At 32.1% G+C, this 26,646-nt stretch carries 28 protein-coding genes, 2 tRNA genes and 1 pseudogene; 15 read left to right on the top strand and 16 right to left on the bottom strand.

What is annotated here, in order from left to right:
* Positions 1 to 3 precede the first annotated feature (3 nt).
* Both AS157_RS00780 and AS157_RS00775 read left to right on the top strand, forming a co-directional pair.
* A complete protein-coding gene (locus AS157_RS00780; protein WP_077289043.1) occupies positions 4 to 504 on the top strand; it encodes a PAS domain-containing protein in 501 nt (166 codons plus the stop codon).
* Positions 504 to 1,664, top strand: a complete 1,161-nt coding sequence (locus AS157_RS00775) for a SpoIIE family protein phosphatase (RefSeq protein ID WP_077289044.1) — start codon at positions 504 to 506, stop codon at positions 1,662 to 1,664. The genes AS157_RS00780 and AS157_RS00775 overlap by 1 nt, the downstream gene beginning before the upstream one ends.
* Positions 1,665 to 1,743: 79 nt before the next feature.
* Here AS157_RS00775 and AS157_RS00770 read toward each other — a convergent pair whose 3' ends face one another.
* The 6 genes from AS157_RS00770 to AS157_RS00745 form a co-directional block, all read right to left on the bottom strand.
* On the bottom strand, positions 1,744 to 2,883 hold the full coding sequence (locus tag AS157_RS00770; protein WP_077289045.1) for a SpoIIE family protein phosphatase: 1,140 nt from the start codon (positions 2,881 to 2,883) through the stop codon (positions 1,744 to 1,746).
* Positions 2,870 to 4,495 (bottom strand): [Fe-Fe] hydrogenase large subunit C-terminal domain-containing protein, encoded by a 1,626-nt coding sequence (locus AS157_RS00765; RefSeq protein WP_077289046.1) that lies wholly within the window; start codon positions 4,493 to 4,495, stop codon positions 2,870 to 2,872. Before AS157_RS00765 ends, AS157_RS00770 begins: the two co-directional genes overlap by 14 nt.
* Positions 4,470 to 4,724, bottom strand: a complete 255-nt coding sequence (locus AS157_RS00760; RefSeq protein WP_077289047.1) for an NAD(P)H-dependent oxidoreductase subunit E — start codon at positions 4,722 to 4,724, stop codon at positions 4,470 to 4,472. The genes AS157_RS00765 and AS157_RS00760 overlap by 26 nt, the downstream gene beginning before the upstream one ends.
* 207 nt (positions 4,725 to 4,931) lie before the next feature.
* Entirely contained in the window at positions 4,932 to 6,191 is a 1,260-nt protein-coding gene (locus AS157_RS00755; RefSeq protein ID WP_077289048.1) for an MFS transporter, read from the bottom strand.
* The gene (locus AS157_RS00750; protein ID WP_077289049.1) at positions 6,169 to 7,050 is read right to left on the bottom strand and encodes an SHOCT-like domain-containing protein; all 882 of its coding nucleotides are present in this window, start codon (positions 7,048 to 7,050) and stop codon (positions 6,169 to 6,171) included. The genes AS157_RS00755 and AS157_RS00750 overlap by 23 nt, the downstream gene beginning before the upstream one ends.
* The gene (locus AS157_RS00745) at positions 7,043 to 7,420 is read right to left on the bottom strand and encodes a DUF2089 domain-containing protein (protein ID WP_077289050.1); all 378 of its coding nucleotides are present in this window, start codon (positions 7,418 to 7,420) and stop codon (positions 7,043 to 7,045) included. The genes AS157_RS00750 and AS157_RS00745 overlap by 8 nt, the downstream gene beginning before the upstream one ends.
* A gap of 226 nt (positions 7,421 to 7,646) precedes the next feature.
* Here AS157_RS00745 and AS157_RS00740 point away from each other — a divergent pair.
* The 11 genes from AS157_RS00740 (at position 7,647) to ndk (ending at position 17,129) form a co-directional block, all read left to right on the top strand.
* Positions 7,647 to 7,722: transfer RNA gene (locus tag AS157_RS00740), tRNA-Thr, on the top strand.
* 58 nt (positions 7,723 to 7,780) lie between these two features.
* A complete protein-coding gene (obgE, locus tag AS157_RS00735; protein WP_077289051.1) occupies positions 7,781 to 9,082 on the top strand; it encodes a GTPase ObgE in 1,302 nt (433 codons plus the stop codon).
* Positions 9,033 to 9,644: a nicotinate (nicotinamide) nucleotide adenylyltransferase gene (gene nadD, locus AS157_RS00730; RefSeq protein ID WP_077289052.1), complete on the top strand. Its 612-nt coding sequence runs from the start codon at positions 9,033 to 9,035 to the stop codon at positions 9,642 to 9,644. Before obgE ends, nadD begins: the two co-directional genes overlap by 50 nt.
* On the top strand, positions 9,634 to 10,524 hold the full coding sequence (locus AS157_RS00725; RefSeq protein ID WP_077289053.1) for a tRNA dihydrouridine synthase: 891 nt from the start codon (positions 9,634 to 9,636) through the stop codon (positions 10,522 to 10,524). Before nadD ends, AS157_RS00725 begins: the two co-directional genes overlap by 11 nt.
* A gap of 89 nt (positions 10,525 to 10,613) precedes the next feature.
* Positions 10,614 to 11,573, top strand: a complete 960-nt coding sequence (locus AS157_RS00720) for a polysaccharide deacetylase family protein (protein ID WP_077289054.1) — start codon at positions 10,614 to 10,616, stop codon at positions 11,571 to 11,573.
* A complete protein-coding gene (gene aspC, locus AS157_RS00715; protein WP_077289055.1) occupies positions 11,573 to 12,694 on the top strand; it encodes an aspartate aminotransferase in 1,122 nt (373 codons plus the stop codon). The genes AS157_RS00720 and aspC overlap by 1 nt, the downstream gene beginning before the upstream one ends.
* A 26-nt stretch (positions 12,695 to 12,720) precedes the next feature.
* Positions 12,721 to 13,380 (top strand): 2-phosphosulfolactate phosphatase, encoded by a 660-nt coding sequence (locus AS157_RS00710; RefSeq protein WP_077289056.1) that lies wholly within the window; start codon positions 12,721 to 12,723, stop codon positions 13,378 to 13,380.
* A gap of 5 nt (positions 13,381 to 13,385) precedes the next feature.
* Positions 13,386 to 14,273: a FecR domain-containing protein gene (locus tag AS157_RS00705; RefSeq protein WP_077289057.1), complete on the top strand. Its 888-nt coding sequence runs from the start codon at positions 13,386 to 13,388 to the stop codon at positions 14,271 to 14,273.
* Positions 14,270 to 16,177, top strand: a complete 1,908-nt coding sequence (locus AS157_RS00700) for a transglycosylase domain-containing protein (RefSeq protein WP_077289058.1) — start codon at positions 14,270 to 14,272, stop codon at positions 16,175 to 16,177. Before AS157_RS00705 ends, AS157_RS00700 begins: the two co-directional genes overlap by 4 nt.
* Positions 16,177 to 16,710, top strand: coding sequence for a hypothetical protein (locus AS157_RS00695; protein WP_077289059.1), 534 nt, complete (start codon positions 16,177 to 16,179; stop codon positions 16,708 to 16,710). The genes AS157_RS00700 and AS157_RS00695 overlap by 1 nt, the downstream gene beginning before the upstream one ends.
* Positions 16,686 to 17,129, top strand: coding sequence for a nucleoside-diphosphate kinase (gene ndk, locus AS157_RS00690; protein ID WP_075665631.1), 444 nt, complete (start codon positions 16,686 to 16,688; stop codon positions 17,127 to 17,129). The genes AS157_RS00695 and ndk overlap by 25 nt, the downstream gene beginning before the upstream one ends.
* 2 nt (positions 17,130 to 17,131) lie before the next feature.
* On the opposite strand, the gene AS157_RS00685 is transcribed toward ndk, so the two are convergent.
* From AS157_RS00685 to AS157_RS00645, 9 genes are all read right to left on the bottom strand, one after another.
* Complete coding sequence (locus AS157_RS00685) at positions 17,132 to 18,229, bottom strand: ABC transporter permease (RefSeq protein WP_077289060.1); 1,098 nt, start codon at positions 18,227 to 18,229, stop codon at positions 17,132 to 17,134.
* Between the two features lie 13 nt (positions 18,230 to 18,242).
* Positions 18,243 to 19,403 (bottom strand): vWA domain-containing protein, encoded by a 1,161-nt coding sequence (locus tag AS157_RS00680; RefSeq protein ID WP_075665633.1) that lies wholly within the window; start codon positions 19,401 to 19,403, stop codon positions 18,243 to 18,245.
* Positions 19,390 to 20,025, bottom strand: coding sequence for a hypothetical protein (locus AS157_RS00675; protein WP_077289062.1), 636 nt, complete (start codon positions 20,023 to 20,025; stop codon positions 19,390 to 19,392). The genes AS157_RS00680 and AS157_RS00675 overlap by 14 nt, the downstream gene beginning before the upstream one ends.
* A 61-nt stretch (positions 20,026 to 20,086) precedes the next feature.
* Positions 20,087 to 20,995, bottom strand: coding sequence for an AIR synthase-related protein (locus AS157_RS00670; protein WP_077289063.1), 909 nt, complete (start codon positions 20,993 to 20,995; stop codon positions 20,087 to 20,089).
* The gene (gene purD, locus AS157_RS00665; RefSeq protein ID WP_077289064.1) at positions 20,992 to 22,179 is read right to left on the bottom strand and encodes a phosphoribosylamine--glycine ligase; all 1,188 of its coding nucleotides are present in this window, start codon (positions 22,177 to 22,179) and stop codon (positions 20,992 to 20,994) included. Before purD ends, AS157_RS00670 begins: the two co-directional genes overlap by 4 nt.
* A 9-nt stretch (positions 22,180 to 22,188) precedes the next feature.
* Complete coding sequence (locus tag AS157_RS00660) at positions 22,189 to 23,082, bottom strand: phosphoribosylaminoimidazolecarboxamide formyltransferase (RefSeq protein WP_143611742.1); 894 nt, start codon at positions 23,080 to 23,082, stop codon at positions 22,189 to 22,191.
* 15 nt (positions 23,083 to 23,097) lie between these two features.
* A complete protein-coding gene (purN, locus tag AS157_RS00655; protein WP_143611743.1) occupies positions 23,098 to 23,655 on the bottom strand; it encodes a phosphoribosylglycinamide formyltransferase in 558 nt (185 codons plus the stop codon).
* Positions 23,619 to 24,914 (bottom strand): amidophosphoribosyltransferase, encoded by a 1,296-nt coding sequence (purF, locus tag AS157_RS00650; protein ID WP_077289065.1) that lies wholly within the window; start codon positions 24,912 to 24,914, stop codon positions 23,619 to 23,621. Before purF ends, purN begins: the two co-directional genes overlap by 37 nt.
* 342 nt (positions 24,915 to 25,256) lie before the next feature.
* Positions 25,257 to 25,406 (bottom strand): hypothetical protein, encoded by a 150-nt coding sequence (locus AS157_RS00645; protein WP_156033491.1) that lies wholly within the window; start codon positions 25,404 to 25,406, stop codon positions 25,257 to 25,259.
* Positions 25,407 to 25,622: 216 nt separating this feature from the next.
* On the opposite strand from AS157_RS00645, the gene AS157_RS00640 reads away from it, so the two are divergent.
* On the top strand, positions 25,623 to 26,186 hold the full coding sequence (locus AS157_RS00640) for an MBL fold metallo-hydrolase (RefSeq protein WP_077289066.1): 564 nt from the start codon (positions 25,623 to 25,625) through the stop codon (positions 26,184 to 26,186).
* A gap of 39 nt (positions 26,187 to 26,225) precedes the next feature.
* On the opposite strand, the gene AS157_RS00635 is transcribed toward AS157_RS00640, so the two are convergent.
* A tRNA-Asn gene (locus AS157_RS00635) sits at positions 26,226 to 26,301 on the bottom strand.
* A gap of 120 nt (positions 26,302 to 26,421) precedes the next feature.
* Between AS157_RS00635 and AS157_RS00630 the strand changes: the two are divergent.
* Positions 26,422 to 26,646 (top strand): annotated as a pseudogene (locus AS157_RS00630) (hypothetical protein); the annotation flags it as partial.

The raw sequence follows: 26,646 nt of genomic DNA, 5'->3' as shown, positions 1-26,646 counted from the left end.
ATTATGACTGAAAAAAATATTTGGAAAACTCTTTGGGATTACGATCCAAACGGATTAGTTGTTGTAGATAATCAATTGAAAATTGTACTTGTCAATCCTGCATTCTGTAAAATGTTTAATGTTACAGATAATATTATAGGAAATAATCTCGAGGAAGTTATCGGTTCTGATATCTCTTCTTGTTTTAAAAAAGTTTTGACAACCAATGAAAATATAGTGGGTAAACAATTATACTTCAGTAAACAAGACTTGATTACTACCAAAGTTATTTTCAGAATACCAGACGAAGGATTAATTGCAGGTGTGTTCACAGATGTAACACACGAGGAAAAAGAAAGAGAAAAAAAAGAAAAAATAATGGAAGAAACCGTAGAAAAAGTTCATCAAGTTATAGACCATCAAATGGAAACAGCACAAAAAATAGCAAGCCTTCTTGGAGAAAATACAGCAAAGACAAAAGCATATTTGCTAAAAGTGCTTGAAGTAATTCGGGAGGAAAAATAATGAAGGAATTTAAACCTGTATATTATTACAAGGGATGGGCAAAGTATAACGAAGAATTAAGCGGGGATAAAGTTAAATGTTGTTCAACTCCCGACTCATTCATATTGGTATTATCAGATGGACTTGGAAGTGGTGTCAAGGCTAATATACTTGCCACTCTGACAACAGAAATTTTTCTTACAATGTTTGAGGAAGGTATTCCACTTCCTGATATTTTAGAAACCGTTCTAAAAACTTTACCTATATGTGAAGAAAGAAAAATAGCATATTCTACGTTCACTGTTATCCAAGTTTTTAAAAACGGAGAAGTAAGGGTAGTAAATTTCGATAACCCTGATCCCATTTTTGTCTCAAATGGCTCTATTTTGAGGATTCCAAGTGAAGAACAAACTATCCATGGTAAAAAACTCAAACTCTGGAAATTTAGAGTTATCGGTCGCACATATATTTATACTTTTAGTGATGGTGTACTTTATGCCGGACTAGAAAAATTACTAGATTTAGGCTGGGGATATGAAAATATTTCTGATTATCTTATTAAAGCTACTAGAAAATACGATGATCTAAAATATGTTGTTGATAACATAATGGATATAGTTTTTAACTACTACGATGGACAACCTGGAGACGATGCAACTTTAGCAGGTATTTATATAAGAGAAAAAAAGAAATTGGTAATTTTTACAGGTCCCCCTTTAAATAAGGAAAATGATGAACAAGTCGTTAAATTGTTCTTGTCAGAAGAAGGAGAAAAGATAATCTGCGGTGGAACAACGTCAAATATTGTTTCACGATATGTAAACAAAGAAGTTAAAATGGACCTCTCTACAATGAGATCGGATGTACCTCCATTTGGAGAATTAGAAGGTGTTGGACTAGTAACGGAAGGCGTTTTAACCCTTTCAAAAACATTAGAATTACTTGAAAAATGTAATGGTGATAAGACAAAAATTCCAAAAGACGATAAAAATGCTGCTGTAATGTTAGCTAAGAAGTTGTTGGAAGCAGATGAATGTAAATTCATTTTCGGTCAAAGCATAAATTCCGTGTATCAAAATCCAGATTTACCAATCGACATTTCTATACGTAAGAATATTATAGAAAAGCTTGCAAATATTCTTTCAAAATATGAAAAAACTATCGAGGTAATTAAAGTTTGATTCTTTTATTTTTTCTCATAAAACCATAAAACAAAAGGGGGATAAATTCCCCCCCTTTTATTTTCTTTACTGTATTAATTTAAAAATATTCAACATTTACTATCTTCCCCTTTTTTTCTAGGACTTTTGCTATATCTTTTATCAATCTAAACTTTAATGATATATCGTGTGTAAACAACGGATTTTGATGTGCGGGATTTATCGCTCTTCCAACAAGGAAATTTATTACATCTGCTTCTTCTAATAATTCAACTAATTTCTTTGCACCCAATCCCAATTCTTTCGATTGGTGTTCATAGTATCTAAAAACCTCTGTTAATGTAATTATTCCTTCTGTTACAAGATCAATCCCTTCCATATAACCAATAGGAGGAGATTTATGAGAAATACTATTTAAGTCTATCTCTATCTTTTTCCCTGTTATCCTTTCAACAATATGACCTGTAGTTCCCCCACATATTACTTTTCTTCCTTCAGAATTCATCAATTTTCTCACAACTAATTCATCATTTTCTTTCTTTTCAGGTGGCCCTACCATTATTGACAATATTCTTTTTTTTCTTATCTTTAAAGCCACAACGGTTGCATCATCGCCCTTTGTTCCTCTATCAAGTTTCTTCACAAGATCAATTAGATACTCTACCATCTCTTTATGAGAAGCACCTTTATTTATTAAAAATTTTAATTCTCTTTCTATATTTTCAACCCCAAAACCAAATGGATATTTATCCGTCCCCATTCCAGCTTGTGAAAACCCATCGGTCATTAAAAAAATCGAATCCCCTTCTTGAATATTCACTTTACTTATATACAATTCTTTACCCTTTACAACTTTCTTTTGTTTTTCCAAATTTATTATTTCTTTTCCTCTAAAGAAAAACAATACAGGAAACTCATATTCTATAATTGTACAACATTTTTTTGTATGTTCCACTAAACAAGTGGCAAGAGTAGCATAACTTATTCCTCTTACTTTACACACGGGTAATGTTAGCAATATTGACTCAAAAACTTCTTCTATCGGTAAACCATTAAATACCATTGACGTAGCCATGGAAGCTGTTAAAGTTGATAAAATATTTGCTTTTACACCGCTTCCTAATCCATCAGATACGCTCACTACTGTTTTTTCTTCACTCTTTTTTATTTTTACTGTATCTCCACAAACTTCTTCTCCTAGTTTGTTCTTGAACCCATATGTTATTTCACAAGTTATCATTTTCTTCCTCCATAAACTTTTTAAATTCCATAAATCTCGTTTTAGTCTCCGCGATAGATTCTCCTAATAATCCTGCTATTTCCTGTGCAAGATGCATCTGTTTATTTAAAACTTCCTCTATTTTTTCAATTGTTTCCCTTTTTAATTGTCTTATCTTCTCTTCCTGTTTCATTTGTTTTGTAATATCAATTAACATTAAAACATCCCCGCTATCCTCGGGAAGGGAAAATTTTTTCTTGTAAAAACTATATCTTTTTCCTCTTACTGTTACATCGCAAATTGGTTTTTTTACCTCCAAAATTTCTTGGATTAGTTTATATAATTCATTGTTTGAATAACTCATAAACAGAACTCTGGCCATTCTATTTTTGAAAGTAATTTTTCCATCTTTATAAATAATTATTATATTTGGAGTTTCTTCAACAACCATATTACTTACACTTGAAACTTTTTCAACAAGATAAGTAACACACATTTCTTTTTCTGCTTTTCCTTCCAAAACCGCTATCGCCTTTTCTCTACAAGTATTGTATCCACAGGCACCACAGTCTAATTCCTTGGATGGATCCGTTTTTCCAATTGAAATTAAGACTTTCTTTATTTGCTCTTCTGTAAACTTTGCATCTTTTTTCTTTTTTTCAAATGTTCTCTTTAAATCAAGTGAATAATTTTCAACATCTAATGTTTCTACATCTCCGGATAATTTTTTTATAGCAACCGCTATTCTTTCTTTTTTATCAAGGATACTTATTTCTTTTGTTATACCTGGCCCTTCAATACAACTACCACTACACGCCGACATTTCTACAAAAAATTTTTCATTTTGTGGAATACCAGTTTCAAAGAATTTGGCCACATTTTCTATACCATCAATTGTAATAAAATTAGAAAAATCTCCATCTACAGTATTTATTATTCCGCCAGTTATAGGATAATACCGTGCTTTTCCAGGATACGGAGGATCTGGCAACATTTCTTTAAATTCAAAGAGATTTATATTTTCGCTTAAAATAAATTTTTCAAACTCTTCAAATGTCAAAACTAAATCATATTCTTCTTCTAATTCTTTTTTCTTAGCTATGCAAGGTCCAATAAATACCAAAGGAAAATTTCCAAATTTCTCTTTCAAAAATCTCGCATGCGCAATTGCCGGCGAAACAACTGGAGCAAGATATTTTATAAATTCTGGATAATATTTTTCAACAAGTTCAACGATTACTGGACAAGATGTCGTTATAATAGATTGTTTTTCGTATAATCTTTTATATTCTTTAGATACAAATTCTGCGCCAATCGATGTTTCACTAACAATAGCCCCTTTTTCCTTCAAAAATCCTATTACTTTGAATGGTTCTTCAAAATGTGCAAAAAATGATGGAGCTATAGAAACTAAAAAAGTTTCATCAAAAAATTGCCTTAATCTTGGTGCATCATAAACATAGTTCTTTGCATCTTGAGGACAAATTTCTACACATTTCCCACATATTACACATTCTTCAGGAATCACTTTAGAACTATTTTCAGAAAAAGAAATAGCTTTTACAGGACAATGCCTTAAACACTTGTAGCAATATTTACAATCAGCTTCATTTGAGATTATATATTCTTTCATTTTTATCACCTTTTTCCAAAAATTTTCTAATTACCTCTTCCACATTTTCTGGGGTTATATTTTCAATTAAATTACCATTTATTTCTATATTTACTCCATTTACACACTTTCCAAAACATAGAGCTCCTCTCAAATCTAAGTTGTCCAAATTCATATTCTTAATTTTCTCTATAACTTTATTTGAACCCTTTAAATAACATGAACTTCCCATACAAACCTTTATCTTCATGTTTTTCCTCCAAATTTATGTTATTTTTTTCACAATTATTTTACAACATTTTTTATACTGCGTCAATTAAAGCTTATACGTATTTCAAGTCAAAAATAGTTGGTAATACTACAATTTTTAAGTTATCTTTCCATTACAACACTTCACGGAACTTTTCTAGCAATTTTTTAATTATAAATCCCATGCGTAAAGGCTTCTAAGAAATTATTAACATCCCTCACTTGGCTCATAAACCTCATAAGGTGCAAATACTAAAAAAACAACCGAAATTATCGCAGTTACAATAGTTGCAGAAAGAAAAATAAAGTGTGCAGCAATATGATCAAGTAAAAAGCCATATATTACTGCTCCTAATGGAACCATAATCTGCGAAAAAACTTCCAATGTTGAAAAAACCCTTGATCTTATACTCGATGGAGTCATAAGTTGTAAATTAGTAGATATAGGGACATTAACTTGCACGTTGAAAAAACCAAGAAAGAAGTATATAACACCTACAATCCAGAAAAACTGCATCACAGAAAAATTCTTTAAGACATCTGGGAATATAAAATACGAAAATGCAAAAAGTAGCAATATTTGAATGATTAACCCTTGTGTCATCAGTGCTCTATTCTTTAGCTTATTTAAGAATGAGACAATTGCTATATTCCCCAAAAGCATGCCAAATGTAAAAAACGTTTGCACAAGCCCGTATTGTTGTGCACTCATCCTCACAACCTGTCTCAAAACATATGGTTCTACTACTTGTAATAAAGGAGCCATTAAAAAGTTGGTAACCATTGCAAAGGTAAACAAAAACCTTAAGCTCCTTTTATTTGCAATAAAAAAAAGTCCTTCCTTAAATTCTACAAAAAATGTCTTTACAGAAAGTTCCTCTTTTTTTGATAGATATGGTTTGTAAATGATAAACATTTCACTTAACGCGGAAAAGACAAATGATAACCCATTAAATAAGAAGACCAAAGAAATCCCCAAAAATCCGTATACTACTCCTCCAAGAATTGGACCTATTATCATTGAAAATGAATTTACACCGCCTAAAATGGAATTTGCACTTCTTAAATCTTCTTCTGAAACTATATCCGGAAGCATTGCAGCTGTAGCTGCGCTAAAAAAACCATCCAAAACGGAAACAATCGCCTGGATTACAAATAAACCAACCATATTAAGTAGGTTTCCAAATGACATTGCAGAAAGTAATAGTATTAATCCACCTCTAATAAAATCCGTTAGTACCATAATATTTTTTCTGTTAAACCTGTCACCAAGTACCCCAGAAAAGGGGGCCGCAAGAAGTCTTGGTAATATTCCAAGGAGTGTAAATATACCCATTGCAGCTCCTGAACCCGTTTTATCCAATATGTACAATGGAATTGCTATCATTTGAATTCCAGAACCTATAAGTGAAACAAATCTTCCAAATATAAATAGTACAAAATTTTTATTCAAGATTGTTTTCTTCACAGTTTATCACTCCTGAGTTTAAAATACCTCTTCCTGAAATAGTCTCACAACCAACAAATCCTGCACTAAGAGTCCCATTGAGAATTATTTCTTCTGCGTTTACATTTCCAGTGCTTATTTTTCCAGATTCATTTACTATTATTTTTTCTGCATTTATATTCCCACACTTTAGCAAACCAGATACTTTTAATTCCTCAACTTGTAAATTGCCACAAGCAACTTCACCAATAACTATCATATTTTCCGTATATATGTTATTGCAAACAAGTTTTCCTTTAATTATTATTTCTTCTGCATTTATATCCTCTTCAATCTTCAATGATTTTCCTTCTTCAACTATCAATGTATTATATTTTTTCTTCTTTTTACCATTAGCCTCTTTCATCTTCATACCCGAAAAAAATGGTTTTATAATCTTAAAGACACCTTTTAAAAGCAGGTTGTTAACTCTTGTTAACCCACCATATACCTTAGGTGGTCTTCCGCTTTCTCTACATGCAACTATATTTAGACTACCATGTATGATCCCTCCATTCCAATCAACCCTAGAACCAACAACGTTTAGATCCCCATCTATTTCTCCTGAAAAGGTGAGTTTTCCAAAAACTATGGAGCAATCTCCTGCTACTTTTCCCTTTATTATAGCCTCTCCATTTACAATGTTTAAATCCCCTTGAAAATTTTCTGTTTCATCGATTACAGTTACCTCACCAACTATAGGCTCCTCTGAAGTGTCTGTCGTCTGATAAAAATCCTTGTTTTCTTCTTTTGATTTAATTGCGTTTATTAACGCCTCAGCCTCTTCTGCTGATATTTCTCCATTTTGAAGTGCCTCAAGCACTTTCTTTATCTCATCCATCTTTATCTTCCTCCCCTTTTTTCTTTAATATATTAAGAGCATCCTCAACACTTATAATCCCCTTTTTTAATTTTTCAAATACATCTTCTGATTCCCCTGTTTCAGAACTCTCAAATGGTTTTAACCCCATTTTATTTAACAATTTCTCCAGTTTTCCCCTAAGCGTAAAGTATCCTATACCAGTAATCCTCTCCATTTCTTTCAGATTCCCCCTACTCCTCAAGAAAAGAATTATAAATTTCATATCTTCTTCATCTAAAAACGCAAGGGGGGAAACTGTAAAAACCCCAGAAACAGTCACATTATCATGTTGACATTTTAACTGTGTAACTTTCATAATATTTCCACATACAGGACATTTTGGTAACAATTTATCACTCCTTTAAAAAAATTTGGTCATATTAAACAAAAATTATACAACATCCATATCTTTATCAAAATTTTTCATGCCTTTTTCAAAAAAATTATACTCTTTCCAAAAAAATATGTCAAGCAAACAAAAATTTTTTTAGTAACCTAAAAATTATTTAAAACAAAAACTTGCTCAGTCTTTATTGACAATTAAATGATTTTTGATAAAATTACACTAGAATAGTGCCAACGTAGCTCAATCGGTAGAGCGGCGCATTCGTAATGCGTAGGTTGCGGGTTCGAGTCCCGCCGTTGGCTCCATTCCCCCTAATTAGGGGGATTTTTTATTTTGGTGTAAAATATATGTGAGGTGATAAAAATGGAAAAAAGCAACTTTATTGATAAAGTTGTCATTTATGTAAAAGGTGGGAAAGGTGGAGATGGTTCTGCAAGTTTCAGACACGAAAAATATGTACCAAAAGGTGGGCCAGATGGCGGTGATGGTGGAAATGGAGGATATGTTTTTTTGAGAGCAAATTCAAATCTATCAACACTTTTGCCCGTTTCCGAAAAGAAAAAGTATATAGCCGAAAACGGTGAAAACGGGAAAGGAAAAAAGATGCACGGGAAAAACGGAAAAGATGTAATCATTGATGTGCCAGTTGGGACGGTTGTAAAAGACTTTGAAACTGGTGAAATAATAGCTGACTTAAATAAAGACGGTATGATTGTCTGTGTAGCTAGAGGCGGTCGCGGTGGAAGGGGAAATGTACACTTTAAATCTCCAACAATGCGTGCACCAAAAATTTCTGAAAGAGGTTCAGAAGGAGAGGAAAAAAAACTAATATTGGAATTAAAACTTCTTGCAGATGTTGGATTAGTTGGTTATCCTAATGTTGGAAAAAGTTCTTTTATTTCAAGAATAAGTAATGCAAAACCTAAAATTGCAAATTATCCTTTTACCACATTAATTCCAAACTTAGGTGTAGTTCAAGTTGAAAAATTTCAATTTGTTGTTGCAGACATACCGGGGTTAATAAAAGGGGCAAGTAAAGGAGTAGGTTTGGGAAATGTTTTTCTAAGACACGTTGAAAGATGCAGCGTTATAGCTCATATATTGGATATTTCAGGTATTGAAGGTAGAAATCCAATAGAAGATTATTTTGATATTAGAAATGAATTGGAATACTTTAGCAAAAACTTAGCACAAAAAGATGAAATTATAATAGCCAACAAGATAGATTTGCTCGATAAAGAAGAACTTGAAAAAAGGATTAAAAAGTTAAAAGAAAAATTGGGAAAAGAAATTTATCCAATAAGTGTATACACTGGAGAAGGCATAAAAGAAGTTTTATACAAACTTGCCGAAATAGTAAAAGAAAGTAAAAAACTTAATGTCTCCAAAGAAACCAATCAAAAAATTGAAAGACCAAAACCTGTTTGGATAGAACTTCCAGAAAAATTCGTTATTGAAATTCAAAAAGAAGATAACGACTTTATCGTAACAGGCACATATGTTGAAGCATGGGCAAAAAGATTGAACTTGTCTCAAAAAGATGGTTTTAACAAATTCATGGAACTTCTTGAAAGGAATGGTTTAGACAAAAAATTAAGGGAGGCAGGGGCAAAAGATGGAGACACAGTTTGGATTGCCAAAAGAGCTTTTGAATTTAAAGAATAGTCTTGTGATTTTCGGTGGTTCTTTTAATCCACCACACAATGGTCATATAGTTATTGCACAGCTTGTAAGGGAAATGTTTAAAAGTGCTGATTTTCACATTGTGACAAGTGCAACTCCTCCCCACAAAAGTGTAGAAATACCATTTGAAACAAGGCATCTTCTAACCAAAAAGGCCTTTGAAAAAATGGAAAATGTAAAAGTAAGCGATATTGAACACAGATTAGGCGGTATAAGTTATGCAATAAATACCATCGAATATTACGAAAAAACATATGAAAACATATTTTTTCTCGTGGGAGAAGATGCCTTATACTCCATTGAAAAATGGTATAGATACGAAGATATATTAAAAAAAGTAAAAATGATTGTATATCCCAGATTTAAAGATAAATCTTTGGTAAAAAAAGTTGAAAAGTGGAATTCGATATATCTTTTAGATTTACCTTTAATACAGATTTCTTCCACAACTATCAGAGAAAGGATAAAGAAAGGACTTAGCGTATACGGTTTTGTCCCAGAATCAATCATCCCACTAGTTGAGGAGGTATATTGTGATAGGTAAGGTGGGACTTGCTCCAATGGCAGGTGTCACAAATTGGAGTTTTAGAACCCTTTCCTTTGAATTCGGTGCAGAATTTGCATACACAGAAATGATAAGTGCGGAAAGTATAATCAGAAAATTAAGTGTAAATGAAAAATACTTTCCCAGAAAAGAAGAAAAAGAAAAAGTGGCGATCCAAATATTTGGTTCGGATCCATTTGTAATGGCACAGTCAGCTTATCTTGTTGAAAAAAGAGGTGCATGGATAGATATAAATGCAGGATGTCCTGTGAAAAAAGTTATAAAAAAGGGAGCGGGTAGTGCTCTATTAAAAGATCTAAAAAAACTTAAAAAAGTTATAGAAGAAGTTAAAAAAAATGTGAAAACCAAAGTTTCCGTTAAAGTACGTTTGGGTTTTGAAAAAGACGAATTTGAAAAAATATACGACACTGTTGTTGAAGCAGGTGCTGATATGATCGCCATACATGGCAGAACTGCAAAGCAGATGTACACGGGTAAAGCAAAGTGGAATATAAAAAATAAAGGGTATATACCTTTTTATATCAATGGAGATATATTTTCTTTTGATGATATCAAAGCTGCAATGGAAATTTCTGGAGCAGATGGCGTTTTAATAGCAAGAGGCGCAATAGGAAATCCCTGGATATTTAGTGGAAAAAAACCAAAAATTTGTGAAAAAAAAGATACAATCTTACATCACATTGACTTGCTTTATTTTGAAGTAAAAGATAAAGCACCATGTGAATTTAGAAAGTTTGTGTCGGGATATACAAAAAACTTACCAATGGCAAGACAATTTAGAACAAAAGTTATGAAAATAGAAGATGTTGAAGAATTAAAACTGGCATTTAAAGAATTCTTTTTATCTTTTTCTACTTAATTTTTACAAGTTTTTTTTAAGTTTTAATAAGCAATTCTCTGATAGGAATTTTCCTATTTATAGAATAAAATATTAAATGAGGTGATATAGTGAAAAAATTAATATTCTTATTTTTGTTATTATCTTACATTTCTTTCTCAAACATAGTACTTTTTATCTATCACAGGTTTGACGATGAAAGATATCCCACAACAAACACTTGGACAAGTGAACTTGAAATGCACATAAAGACCGTTAAAAAATTAGGGTATAAAATATGGACACTAAAAGACCTTGAAGATTACGTTTATGGAAAAAAAGAAGAAGAAAATGCCGTAATTTTTACAATTGATGACGGATACGTAACTACATATACAAAAGCCTTCCATGTTTTTAAAAAATACGACGTACCTTTCTCCGTATTTTTGTACTTTGGAGGAATTGGTGTTTCAAAGGAATATCTTACTTGGGAAATGATAAAAGAAATGTCAGAATATGGTGTTGAATTTGGTCATCACTCTTATTCACATGATAAATTCCCATTTAAAGACATTGATTATTTTGAAGAAGACTTAATCAAAGGAATAAAAATTTGGAATAAACACATGGATACTCCATTAAAATATTACGCCTATCCATACGGATATTACAACAAAAAGATGATAGAAGTTTTAAAAAAATACAACTTCAAACTTGCATTTATACAACTCCCTGGCCCTTTCACAAGGGAAATATCACCATACGAAATACCCAGAGAACCACTATTACAAGACTGGGCAACAAAATCACATCTAATATACGTACTATCAAGAAAGCCACTAGTTTTAAAGAAAAAACCTTATTTTTGGAAAAATGGAAAGTTATACGTTAAAACAAATCTAAAAGGATATTCAAATCCCGTTGTATACATAAGGGAAAAGGGCATAGTGGAAAGCTCCTTTAAAAATGACATACTAGAAGCTGGCCCTTTTGAAATTCAAAATAAGGTAAATAGTTTAATGATAAGTGTAAGGGGAAAGGATAAAAAAGAATATGTAAGATATTATTTAATATTAAAGGAGGTCTTTTAATGAATATCATCGATGAAATTCCATCATCAAAGACTTTAGAAATAAACGCAACTGCCAAGAAGCTAATAAGTCAAGGCAAAGACGTAATTAATCTCACAACGGGTGAACCTGATTTTCCCACACCAGATATAATAAAGAAAAAAGCCATTGAAGCACTTGAAAAGGATTTTACAAAATACACGGATAGCAAGGGAATCCCTGAACTTAGAAAAACCATCTCAACACTTTTGGAAAGAAAAAATATTTCATTTTCAAAAGACGAAATAATCGTAACAAATGGAGGAAAACAAGCCTTATTTAATTCCCTGTTATCCATTGCCGAAAAAGGTGATGAAATAATACTAATATCCCCATTTTGGGTCAGCTACCCACCTATGGTTATGATCACCGGGGCAACTATAAAAATTCTAGAAACAACTTTTGAAAATAATTTCCATCCTGATATAGATAAACTAAAATCTTTAATCTCTAAAAAAACAAAAGCCATAGTTGTAAACTCTCCAAACAATCCCACAGGAACAGTTTATCCAGAAAATATAATAAAAGAAATTGCAAATATTGCAAATAAAAACAATATTTTTGTCATAACAGATGAAGTTTACGATGTACTCGTATACGACGGTGAATACACATCTTTGACAAAATTTGTAAATTCCGAAAATCTCATATACATCAATGCCTTTTCCAAATCATATGCAATGACTGGTTGGAGAATTGGATACGTTGCCACAAAAAACAAAGCCATCCTAAAAAGGATTGCAAAAATACAAGCACACAGCACTTCAGGTATAAATTCTATTGCACAATATGCTGCACTTGGAGCACTAAATGCGGACAACTCGTATATGATAAGAGAATTTAAGAAAAGAAAAGACTTTGTGGTAAAAAAAGCCAAAGAACTGGGACTTAGATTTGTAGAGCCAAAGGGAGCATTTTATCTTTTCTTTGAAGTTGATATAGATGATGAATTATTCTGCAAAAAACTTTTAGAAGAAAAGCTAGTAGCATTGGTACCAGGCAGTGCTTTTAATGCAAAAGGATTTGTTAGAATGTCTTTTGCAAATTCCCTTGAAAATATTAAAAAAGCATTTGAAAGACTTGAAGAATTCTTAAGGGGGTAATCCCCCTTATTTTTTGAGGTGAAAATATGATAGATGTAAAATTTTTACCTGAAAAACTAAGAAAAGCTCAGGTAATTGTAGTTATTGATGTATTAAGAGCTACTACCACAATGGTTACAGCCATTGCAAATGGCTGTAAATACATAAAACCTGTGGAAACAATTGAAAAAGCTCTAAAATTCAAAGGTGAATTTCTCATATGTGGTGAAAGAGACGGAATAAAGCCCAAAGACTTTGATTGTGGAAATTCCCCATTAGAGTACACTAACGTAAAAGGGGAAAAGCTTATCCTAACCACAACAAATGGTACTAAAACTTTAAAAAAGGTTGAAAAATTATCAAACAACATAATTCTCGGAGCATTTGTAAACTTTACCGCCACATTAAATTTTCTCCAAAATTTTTCAGATATATTATTTGTATGTGCTGGAAATAACGGAGAAATCTCATTTGAAGATATTCAGGTAGCAGGTGCTTTTGTTCATGGCTTATCTAATAAAATGTTATCCGATAGCGCTTTAGTTTCTATGTACATGTGGAAAGGTCTAAAAAAACCAAACTTTTTTGGTGTCCATGCCAAAAAACTAAAATCTTTACATTTTGATAAAGACTTAGATTTTGCAAAAAAGTTAGATCTATACGATATAGTGGTAGAATATAAATATGGTAAAGTCAAAGCGAGGTGATATATATGAAAAAAATTCTGTATTTTTTTCTTTTAATCCCTTTACTTTCCTTTGCACTACATACTGGTGAGTCTACCAATTTAGTCTTTAAAATACCCGGAAAAATTGAAATAACGGTAGTTGATGCGCTTGGAGGAGTTCTGCCAGAAGACCTACTAATAGATAAAGTATCTTTCAAAAATATTGCAACTGTTACATATATAGCTCCAATTGTCCCCATAAAAAGTTATCTCATATTAGACGTAAATGGAAAGAAAATTACGTACAACTTCAAGATAGTTGAATATGATTATCCAAAAGATGTTGCACCGATTATATTAGAAGAATTTTCCGGAAATGTTGCTTATTCAAAAAATAAAAAAGAATGGATAGCAGTTTCAAATAATGTAAAGTTGTATGAAAATTACTATCTTAGAACACTAAACAACTCTTATGCAGTCATTTCCGGAAAATGGGGAAAAGTCTATATAAAAGAAAATACAATTGTAAAGATAGAAAAAAGCAGACAAAAAGATGATGAGTTTGACTTTAAATTAAGTGTGGAAAAAGGTAGTGTTATAGCAGATGTTGTAAAATTCTTAATGTCAAAATCTAGATTTCAAATACAAGGTAGTTCTGTCACAGCAGGTGTGCGTGGAACAAAATTTGGTTGTGAAGGTGAAAATAACTCGTGGAAATGGTTTGTCTTTGATGGAAGTGTTTTTGTCTTTAATGGAAAGAAAATTATAGAAATTACAAAGCAGAAAATGATAAAAGTTATAGATAATGCCTTTTTAACTCCAGAAAAATTTGAAAAAAACTTTGAAGAATTTATAGGAGTTTTTGAAGAAGGTTTTGAAAACTTGGAAAATGAAATAGATGACTATATGGAATCTATTGAGGGGAATATATGAAATATTTTACATATTTTTTAATTGGTTTTCTCTCAATTTTTCTCACACTCTTTTATATGTACAAAAAGATCACTGCACATTTACCGGATCCAGAAACTCTAGTACCATCGAGTCTTATTATAGAATATTCAGATGGTACACCTTTTTATTTTCCGAAAGCCTATTGGTACAAACTAGAAGACTATCCAGAACGTCTTATAACTACCGTTATAATCTCTGAAGATGAGGATTTTTTTTCACACCCCGGAATAGATATATTAGGAATGCTAAGGGGAATATTTTACACGGTATTTAAAAGAAATACACAGGGCGGAAGTACTCTTACACAACAACTTGTTAGAAGTTTGTATCTAACACAAGCACGGACCATTGAAAGAAAAATAAAAGAAATTTTTATATCACTTTACATAGAAAAAATAAGAACCAAAAAAGAAATTTTAGAACTTTACTTAAATTCCGTGTATATGGGAAATGGAATATACGGCTTTGGGACAGCTGCTAAATATTATTTTAACAAAGAACCAAAAGAACTAAACTTAGCAGAAATTGCAATTCTTGTAAATACAGTAAAATCTCCTGAAAACTTTAACCCACAAAATCTTAAAAATCATAGCAGGGCAAATGTGGTTCTAAAAAGGCTTTTAACGGAAAATTATATAAGCCAAAAAGAATACGAAAAATACAGTAAAATGCTCCAAAAAGTAAAATCGTATAACATATTTGAATCAAAATACGATGAAGAAATATTTTGGCGGGTTATTGAGGAATTAAAAGAAAAGGGATTTACCTTGGATCTATTGAGAAAGGGATTTGTAGTCAAAACTACTTTAAATAAAGAATATTACACATTACTCAGCAAAAACTTGGGGGAAAACAACGCTGGATTAATATTGAACTACAAAACAGGTGAAATCCTTGCAATGTACGGTAAAGGTACCAACAACGGTAGAAGACAAATTGGTTCACTAATAAAGCCTCTTTACTATTACAAAGCATTGCTAGAAGGATATAACTTGGACTCCAAATTATTTGATTTACCTATAAAAATAGGTGACTGGACTCCAAAAAACTTTGAAAGAAACTATTATGGTGAAATTACACTTGAAAATGCATTAATACATTCAAGAAACATCCCATCTGTTAATCTTTACCTTATGCTAGGTGATAACACTGTAAGATTTTTTTTGGAAGATGAATTGAAAATAAAAGGGTATTATCCAAAAGATTTAACGTTGTCTTTAGGAACTTTGGAAACATCACATGAAGAAATTGCAAAAGGTTTTTCGGCAATCTTCAACAGTGGAATAGTTATAAAGCCACACATAATAGATGAAGTGATAAATAGTGATGGAGTTGTATTTTACAAAGCATCACCAGAAGTTTTAAATATAGTTTCCCCATCAAAACGATATCCCATGGAAGCAAGCTATTTAATTATTAACATACTAAAAAAAGTAGTAAAATACGGAACAGGTATACGTGCAAAAATACCGGGAAGAACTATAGTAGGAAAAACTGGAACAGCAGAGCAATATGCTTGGTTTTTAGGAGCAGATGGGAAAATATTAATGATAATATCACAAGACGGAAAAGATTTATTAGGTGGAAGAGATGTAGCACCACTTTGGAGAAAAATCGCATTAAAAACAAATATAGGGAAAAATCCTTTTACCATTTCATCTGTATACAGAAAATTAAAAGTTATCAAGACAAATCCTATGAAATATATAGATTACGAATACCTAATAAATTTAATAAAAACTGGAAAATTCAGTATGGACGAGCTTGTAAAAATTTTAAAGACATTTGATAGAGAATATCTTATAGAATTTCTATCATACCTGAATACCGTTTCACAAGAATTTACAATAAAACTATGGAATATACTCGGAGGTGGGAAGTAATGAAATTTTTCTACAACCTTGAAAGATCAGAGTTTGGAGAATATGTCTCAATAGAAGTTACAGATGATCAAAACAGTGGAATTGGCGCTATTGTACCTGAAAGAAAAAAGGGAGAAAACTACAAGGTTATTATGGGTGCAATCGAAGAATATAGATACATTGTGGAAAAAGCATCAATAGAGGATACGTTCAATATAGCATATTCACTATCAAAACACTTTCCAAATCATCAAAAAGTAATCTTTGCAATTGATGCAGCATTTAAAGAATTATACTCAAAAACATACAACATACCATTGGAAAAACTTTTAGGACAGGAAAACATAAAACAATGTAAAAACTCAGAAGGCAAAAAAATCTTTCCTGAAGAATATGGATTTGTAGATTTAATAAAAGTATTGCCGCAATTTGACAATTACACCTTTGTACTTACAAAGTATCCAAAAGGTGAGATGTATGAAGTATTAAAAGCTTTATCTACAAATTACAAATACGTGGAGGTGCTTTCATGGAAAGAACGTTTGTCTATTTAAAACCAAATGCAGTAAGAAGGGGACTAATCGGAGAAATAATAAAAAGATTTGAACAGAGGGGAATAAAAATAGTTGCACTAAAAATGCACTGGGTAACAAAAGAAGAAGCAGAAGAATTATACAAAATGCACAAGCAAAAGAGCTTTTATAAAGATTTAATAGAATTCATCACAGGCGGTCCAATAGTTGCAATGGTAGTAGAAGCACCAAGGGTTATTGAAATGGTTAGACACATAATCGGAAACACCGACCCCCTAAAAGCGGGAACTGGAACAATTAGGGGAGAATTCGCATTAACTACAACCAAAAATCTCATACATGCAAGTGATTCAAAAGAAAATTTTGAAAGAGAGTACAAAATATTCTTTAAAGATGAGGAAATTATAGATTACTACTTAGATGTACAAGACGATATATAGAGCTACTTTTTCAAAAACTCCTTTTTCACGGTAAATATCATTACTACAAAGGCAATGATAGAAACTACAATTAAATACTTTAATTCTTGTGATATACCAATGTTGTTTAATTGATAATTTCTCAATGCATAGGTAAGTTTATACGATGGCGTATAAGATGCCAATTTAAACATTGCCTTGGGAAGTGTGGTGACAGGTGTAATACTTCCACTTGTAAAAAAGAAAAACATGGAAAGGGATATTCCTAATATATTAGCTACCGCCTTATTAGGAGAAATACTCGAAATAAATATTGATAGAGCAGAATGAAATATTATTGCCGTTAAAGAAAGCGGAAAAAAGATGCTAAAAGGTATTTTTACACCAAATAAATTCCCAACAAGATAAACACTAAATGACACAAACAAACCTAAAAAAAACAATGCTAGAAATTTTACAACGGAATATTTATACCATTTTTCGTTATTAACTTTAAAGATAGTAATAAGTCCAAGTTCTCTATCATTAATTACAGTTAATACACCTATTGCAAGGAGCAAAAATATCACAGATAAAAACAAAATTGCCGGTGAAAATAAATTGCCAAAATCCGTTTTAAAATTCTTGGTTTTTGGTACGAATTGAGGTGCTGGTGTTTCATTACTTACAAATAAATACCTTAAAACTTGAGGATTGAAAAATGGCGAACCATTCAAATCGTTAAATATCGAATTTAATACGTTGTATATACCAACGGATAATTGCAAGTCAACTGGACTTGGAATAAAATCAATGTTTACCTTTTGTCCGTTGTATAGTGCATCTGTAAAATTACTCGGAATTATCATAACGGCGTTCACTTCGCCAGATTGCAAAAGCTCCACATAATTTTCATCTACATACCTAAGTGTACCACCCTTAAAAAAGGACATAACAAGCTTTATTGTAAACCGCGACAGTGCAGAATCATCCAAGTTGTACACCCCAAGTTTAACATTTGAGACTCCAAACCCATTGAAAAATATTATACTTGCAACTGTAAGCACAACAGGTAAAAGGATGATGAGTACTATATTTACAGGTTTTCCAATAAGTCTTTTAAATTCATACCAAACTCTCACCTTTTCATCCTTTCTATTTAAGAATAATTACAGAATTTTTTCCATAAATTCTTACAGCATCTTCTATGAATTCTGGGTTGTGCTTTGAAGAGAGCACAAACAAAACTCTTCTCTTTACAACGGGAACATCCACGTGCCCATCTGTAAAGATTATTATCCCCTCCACTCCTACCTTTGATTGTGCAAGATCCACCGCAGGTTGAAGATTAGTTTCTCCTCCACCGTATATTTCTAAATCTTTCCAATTTCCAGATTTGTATTCCGTCACCATAGTTACCGATTTATCCACTTGTATTAAAATCAACTGGGAATCTTGTTTTGCTATCTTTTCAATCTCGGTTAAAAATTGATTCATTTCCTCTTCTATTATACTTGCACTTGTATCCAAGATAACGGCTAACTTTGACTTATATTCATATCTCCAACCTGGCTGATCATCGTATCGTCTATTTGGTCTTAATGGTGTCATGTATTTATCTCCTTTTATAGATGCATTAGAAAAACGTCTTAAAATCGTCTCCCAATTTAATGTAGATTTTTGCAAGATTACATCTATATTCTGCTTTAAACCAGAGTCAAGTTTTTTTCCAAACATGTTAAAAGCTTTTCCAACTTTATCTTTAGTAATTTCTATTATCATTTCAACTGGAATCTCAGATTGAAAATCGTGATCATCTATTGAATCAGGTAATGCTTCTATATCAAAATCACCTTTTTTTTCAAATTCCTTCATCATCCACTCAAAATATTCTTCAGCAGTCTTATCTATTAAAAAAGCTGGTGGAGCTGCAAATATTACCTCGTTATCTACTCCATGTCCTTCTTCAATAAGGACATTTAGAGGCACACCTCTTGCATCTAATTCAGGAATATATTGGTTTATAGCGGCATCCATTGCAAGGTCCCAAATCTTTTTTTCCCTTTTATTTCTCGGCTTTATCCTAAAATGCTGGTTTATTATATGCATTAACTCATGCAAAATAATCGCCTCAACGAACCATATTGGTTTCTTATTAACAGAAGGGTTATACAAAAAAACAATTTCACCATTCTTGGTGAATTTTATAGATATATTCTTTACATTTTCATCCTTTTGAAAAGAAATTCCAAGAAGCAGATACGCGTAAAAAGGACTCTTTTTTACAATGTTTTCAAATGCTCTATTTATAACCATCCGATTCTACCTCTATTCCAAAATTGATAAACTGATTTTCAAAAAGAGGTGTGGATAAATACGATATCCACTTGTATTTTGTTGAAAGCGTTACAAAAAACGTCATATTTTCAAATAAATCATACGACGCAATAAAAGAAAGATGATATCTTAAAATGTCTTCGGGATTAACAAAAGACAAAAAGTTTACATTAACACCTGGGTCATAATATATGTAAATCCAAGAAAATTCAACGTTAAATCCCAAAGATAGTCTATCAAACCTAAAATCAGGTAAAATTCCAAGGTATATTCTTCCTGTCTCAGTAGATGTCTCCGTTGTTAAAGGCTTATGAAAAGTAGATTTTACATAACTTGAAAAAGAAAAATTATCAATCCCAGTATCAAAATAAAAATTCACAAGATATGTACTATTGTTAAATACATATCCAGTTAAAATTTTATATGAAAATATATCACTATTTAATGAAAATGAGACACAAGAAAGTGGATAGCCTAATCTAAACCCAAAATTTTCTATACTACCCCTCAACCACACACCATCCTGTGTGGAAAAACCAAATTTCACGGCAAAAGAAATAGTTAATAGAAAAATAAAGAAAAATGTTAAAAATCTTTTCAAACAATCTCCTCCCTTCCTATAGATTATACCACATCTAAAAAAAAATGACTCCGCATCGGAGTCATAAAATCAAATTAAGATTTTCATCTTCTGTAACCTTTCCTATTATCTTTCCTGGTAGATCCTTACTATTCGACACATAAATAAGCCCATATCCCATATTAAAAGTGGAAATAGCTTCACTAAACTCAACATATTTCAAAATCCAATCTACAAAATCCTTTCTTTCAAGATTTACATTACAACCTCTTCCGTTTAAAAGCCTTCTAAGTGCTCTTAAAATACCACCACCTGTTACATGTGCCATAGCTTTTATCTTGTCAAAATGTTCTATAATATTTGAGTATATTCTCGTTCCTTCTAATAGATTGAAGGACAAATCATTTATGTTTATATTTTCTTTCCTTAAAATTTTTCTAATCAAGCTCCAACCATTTGAATGAAATCCCGAAGCATCTAACGCAAATATGTAATCCCCCGGTTTTATTTTCTCGTGTTCAAATAACTTTATCACTTCACCGATGGCAAAACCTGCAACATCCATGTGATTTTCCTGATATAAATCAGGCATTTCCGCTGTTTCGCCAGCAACTAAATACATATCATGCTTTTCAAGTTCTACTATTAAAGCTTTTACGAATTCTTTTGAATTTTCATCTATACTGTGCACCCCCAAATAATCCAAAAAAGCCTTAGGTCTTGCACCGACACATATTAGATCGTTGTAATTCATAGCTATTAAATCTTTCGCAGCATCATTCCAAGTTTGAAATTCTATGTGTAGTAATATCTTTGTCCCAATTCCATCTGCAGTTACAGCTATCTTTGGGGTTGTAAAGTCTAAAATTGTCGCATAACCTGTAGGCTCTTTTATTATCCATTCTGGAATAATTGCATTTCTCTTTATTTCACTTGCAAACTCATCACCCTTTTTCACGTCTACCCCTGCATCTTTATAGGTATACTTCATGCGTAAATCACCCCTATATCCGTTCTAAAAAACTTACCCTCAAAATCTATTTTCTTTGCAAGATCATATGCTACGTTTTTTGCATCTTCTTTTGTCTTGCCAATTCCCACACAGTGTAGCACCCTACCACCGTCTGTGTACAGTTTTTCACCATTCCTTTTAACACCTGCTCCAAAAATAATGAAATTTTCTCCTTTTATTTTCGTGATATTCTTTATCTCTAATCCTTTTTTGTATGAAATAGGATATCCCTTGCTTGCTAATACAACATCTAAGGCTACATTTTCAGGGGAAAAATCCGGGATCTTCTCACACTCTGTGGCTTTCAAAATTGTTTCTGCAAAATTTTCTGGATTTGTAGCCACAATTACCTCTGTTTCTGGATCACCTAGTCTAACGTTGTATTCCAAAATATAAGGTGTTTTTTCAAAGAGCATAAGTCCAAGGTATAAAAATCCTCTGTAGTTTATCCCTTCCTTTTTAAGACCGTATAACGTTTTTTCAAAGAGTATTTCTACCTTTTCTTTTATTGACTTATCAATACTGATAGGTCCAAAACTTCCCATACCACCGGTATTTGGTCCCATGTTTCCTGTATTTGCCCTCTTGTAATCTTGGATGAAAGGATACAATGAAAATCCCTTTTCATTAACAACCGCCATGGCAGAAAGTTCTCTTCCGGGAATAAATTCATCCAAAATTATAGGTCCTGAAACTCCTTTTATTAATTGACCTTTAATAAGTTTTGCACCAAGTGCTATTGCTTCGCTTTCATCACTTGTAATTAAAACACCTTTACCTTTTGCAAGTCCATCCGCTTTTAAAACATATGGAGGGTAAAATTTCCTTATCTTTTCCCTTAATTCTAATTCGTTCTCTACTATTTCAAATCTCGGTGTAGGCAAATTATATTTGCTCATAAATTTTTTGGCAAATATCTTTGAACTCTCCAATTTTGCCCCTTGAATTGTTGGACCAAAGACATTTTTCAATTTTTCTGCAACACCTTTTGCAAGGTATTCTTCAGAACCTGGAATTATTAATCCATTGAAATTTTCTATATCATCAATATTATTTCCCGTTAACCCATTCCCAGGCGCATAAAACACTTCAAATCCAATTTTCTCAAATGAATAACCTATAGCATGCTCTCTCCCACCTGATCCCAATATGCATATTTCCATACTCTCACCTCAATGTCTAAACACTCTACCATTTGCTTTATAGAACGATATTCCAAGTTTACTTGCCGCATCAATTATTTCACTATCTCTAATAGATCCCATGGGTGCAACTACTGCCTTAACCTTTGCATTTGCAAGAATTTCCAAACCATCTGGAAATGGGAAAAATGCATCAGAAGCAGCATATGCCCCAATAGCCTTTTCACCCGCAAGCGCTGTGGCAATCCAAGCCGCCCTTTTCCTTGAAGGTTGACCTGTACCTATTCCCACTGTTGTAAGATTTTTGGAAATAAGTATGGCATTTGACTTTACTCCTTCAACAACTATATATGAAAAAATTAGTTCGGTCATTTCATTTTCTGAAAGTTTAGGACCTGCTACATGCTTAAAAACTAAATCTGGTAATTTCCTTTCACCTATTAAAAAAGCTCCAAATGCAGGTCTTCCAACTTTTGGTTCATAATCTCTAACTTTTAATATACGTATTTTCTTAGATTTTAATACTTCTATTGCTTCTTTTGTAAAGTTTTCTGCAATTACAACTTCAAGGTACTTTTTCTTTATAGCCAGTGCACATTCTTCGTCAAATTCAAAATTCACCGAAAGTATTCCACCAAAACTTGATTCTTCATCGGCTAAAATAGCGGAAAGTATGGAGTCCACTTTGCTTTTATTTACAGATGCACCACAAGGCGTTTGGTGTTTCACTACCACACTTCCATAGCCATTTAATTTTTTCAAATTTTTTGCAATTACAAATGCTGATTCTGCGTCTAATATGTTGTTAAAAGAAATTTGTTTTCCTTCGTGCAAAATTTCAAATGCAGGTTTTCCAAACATTTCCGCTTTTTCATGAGAATTTTCCCCATACCTTAATTCCATATCAAATTTTTCAAGATACACCCCCACTCACTCCTTTCACGAATTTAAAATAGATTCAATAACTTGTGGATAATACTTATGCTCCAACTTATGTATTTCTTTTTCCGCCTCTTCTAATGTCAAACCATCTATCTCTAAGGCCTTTTGGAAAATTATAGGTCCCGTATCTACACCCTCATCCACAAAGTGAATTGTTATTCCCGTTACTTTAACCCCGTATTCATATGCCTGTTTTATAGCATCTTTTCCTGGAAAAGCAGGTAGTAAAGAAGGGTGTATGTTTACAATTTTAAAATTATTTACAATCTTTGGTGGAAGAATTTTCATAAATCCCGCAAGAACCACTAAATCTGGTGCAAGTTCTTTCAAAAGCGTAAATAATTCCTCTGCCCAATTATCTTTAAGCCTTGTATGAGAAATCCCAAGTCTTCTAGCCCTTTCTTCTGCAAAACACTTCTTGTTGGTAATCAACCTTAAAATGTTAGCATTAAGAACTCCTTTTCTTGTCGCATTTACTATCGCTTCAAAATTTGAACCATTTCCAGATGCCAAAATCACTATATTAGGTAATTTAGATTTAGACATCCCAAACATAACTTATCTCCTCCAATAGCTTCTTTAAGCCCATTTAAAGACAAATAATAAAGCTCATCTGCATTTATTTCCTTAATTATCTCCTCAATCTCCTTTTGATTTGCAATTAATTCACTTTTCCTTGATGTGTCAATACCATATGGACAAGGCCCTATTACCGGTGGTGAATGTATACCAATTTTTACTTTCTTTGCACCACTTTCTCTTAACATCTTTACTATCTGCTTCATTGTTGTTCCCCTTACAATTGAATCATCAATTACAATAACTTCCTTGTTTTTTATTACTTGAGGGATGGGAATTAATTTTCTTTTGACAATTTCTTCTCTATTTTCGGGCATTATAAAGCTCCGTCCTAGATATCTATTTCTCATAAGACCAAGTTCTATGGGAATTTTTGAGGCAAGTGAAAATCCTAACGCACCTGAAAAGCCAGAATCAAGTATGGGAATTACAATATCTCCCGTCATTTGACTTTCACGATACAAAATTTCCCCCATTTTAAACCTTGCTCTATGCACATTTCCATAGTAAAAATTACTATCTGGTCTTGAAAAATAAATATATTCAAATGCACAAAAACGCATTTTTGTTGTTGCAAACTTTACCTTCTCTAAACCCATATCTGAAAAAATAACCATTTCACCTGGTACAATTTCCGTTATTTCTTTTGCACCCAACGCCGTTAGAGCAGAATCCTCGGAAGATACAACAAATCCCCCCTTAAATTTTCCATAAAATAGTGGCCTAAAACCATAACTGTCTCTTGCGGCTATAAGCATATTGTCCGTTAATATCACGATGGAATAAGCTCCAGGAATCCTTGAAAGAGACCATTGGGTGGAAAGTTTTGGATCAGAATAAGGAGCAAGGGAAATATAATGGAGGAATACTTCAGAATCAATTGTTGTGTTAAAAACTGCTCCTTTTTCGACAAGTGATTTCATCCTAATCTTTGCATCAGGAATATTCCCGTTGTGTGCAATTGCAAATTTGCCTTTTGAAGTTAAACCCATAAGGGGTTGAATTTCACTATTTTCTCCAAACGTCGAATATCTAACATGTCCAATACCACTTCTACCGTTTATATAATTTTCCTTAGTTAAAACTTGTGAGACCAACCCTTGCATCTTTAAAAATTTGAAACCTTCAATGACAATCCCCGTGCTTTCTTGCCCTCTGTGTTGAAGACCTAATAAAATATCATGTAAAATGTTATAAGAATCATCTACATTCCAAACACCTGCTATCCCGCACATAACACCCCTCCACTATCAAAATGAAAAAGAGGAGCAAAAGCTCCTCATCAACCACAAAATATTACTTCCCAAACAGGGAAAATCTCTTATTTATAGCCTTTTTCCACAATATTAATTTTCTTTTCATTATACCCCCTCCTAACTTTTATTCTAAAACCATTTTAAATTAGAGTCAATATCATTTTTGTAAACAATATAAATTCTACCAAACTAAAAAGTTTTTTATATTCTCTCTATATCTTTTCATTCTAAAACAGATTAATAATCCATAGCCAAGTATCTCCTTTAGTTTTTTGTTTACTTTCTCCAACATATTTGCTGTTTTTATTCTTCTCCAATGCCTTAATTTTTCCACGCAAATCTCGCAGCACCGTCTTTCCTTACACCGGCTACTATGTATAATGCTTTGCTAACGTATTTAGTTCTAATTCTGAAATAGAAAGATACGGTATCTCTTCTTCTATCTGAATAACACGTTGCCATCACCAACATGTTTTTACCCTATCTATGAGAAAAAATTAAATTTTCAAAGTATTTTTTATCATGAAAAGCAACTCTTGAAAAAAATTATAGTAAAATATATTTGCAAGAGCTTTTAATAGATTTGTGTTTTTTTATCTATTATAATTAAAAGTCACAAAAATAACTTTGAAAAAATTATTACGAAATATAAATAAAAAGTCAAGGAATTCTAATGGAGGGAATTGTATGAAATTTAAAGTTTATCAAACATCAGGATTTTTTAACACTAATACATATATTTTTGAGAACTTTGTTGTAGATCCAGGATTTGGAATAGGAAAATATCTAGGAAAAATCACTGTCAAAGTAATTTTAACACACGGACATTACGATCATATAGCAGGACTCTTAGAATTGAATGTAGAGGATGTTTACATTTCAAAAGAAGATAAGAAAATGTTGTATGATCCATCCAAGAATTTTTCACATCTTTTTGGGGAGACATTTATTTTTGAAAAAGATGCAAAAGATATAGATTTATACTTTGATACAATAGCAGTACCGGGTCATACCTTAGGTTCAAGGATAGTAATTTTTGATAACTTAATATTCACAGGAGATACTGTATTTTGTAATACCGTAGGAAGAAGCGACTTAGGTGGCTCAAAAAAATTAATGATTGAATCTATAAAAAAGCTAAACAACGTATTTAGGAAATTAGATGAGAATATGTTGATACTTCCTGGGCACGATGAATATTGCAATATAAAAACGTTATTTAGAAAAAATCCATATTTTAAAAATGTTTAAAACTACAAAAAAATAAAGGGGAGAATATCTCTCCCCTCTTGGCTCCGGCGGAGGGACTCGAACCCCCAACCTAGTGGTTAACAGCCACCCGCTCTGCCTATTGAGCTACGCCGGAACACCTTCCAGGAAGTAATATATCATATTTTTTTTAGTTAGTCAATAACTTTGGGAGTGTTTCAAAAATAAGAGGAAGTGGTTCAAAAATAAAAGGGGAGATGATATAATCTCCCCTGATATGAGAAGAACTAACATAAAGAAAATACTCAAACTTGTTAAAAAATTTTACAACAATATTTTACCACAACTTCCTCAAAAATCTACCTCCAAAGGTAGACCTAAGAAATACCCAGACGCACTAATTCTTTCCTTAGCAGTTTTAAAAGAACTGTTTGCTCTTTCGTTTAGAGAGACATTAGAAATGGGTGCATTATACTTTAAGAGAGTTCCATCTCTTAGAGAT

This window comes from Thermosipho sp. 1244 (assembly GCF_018588215.1).
In the GTDB taxonomy this organism is placed as follows: domain Bacteria; phylum Thermotogota; class Thermotogae; order Thermotogales; family Fervidobacteriaceae; genus Thermosipho; species Thermosipho affectus.
Note: the sequence above shows the minus strand (reverse complement) of the source record. Positions and strands in the feature narration are given on the sequence as shown.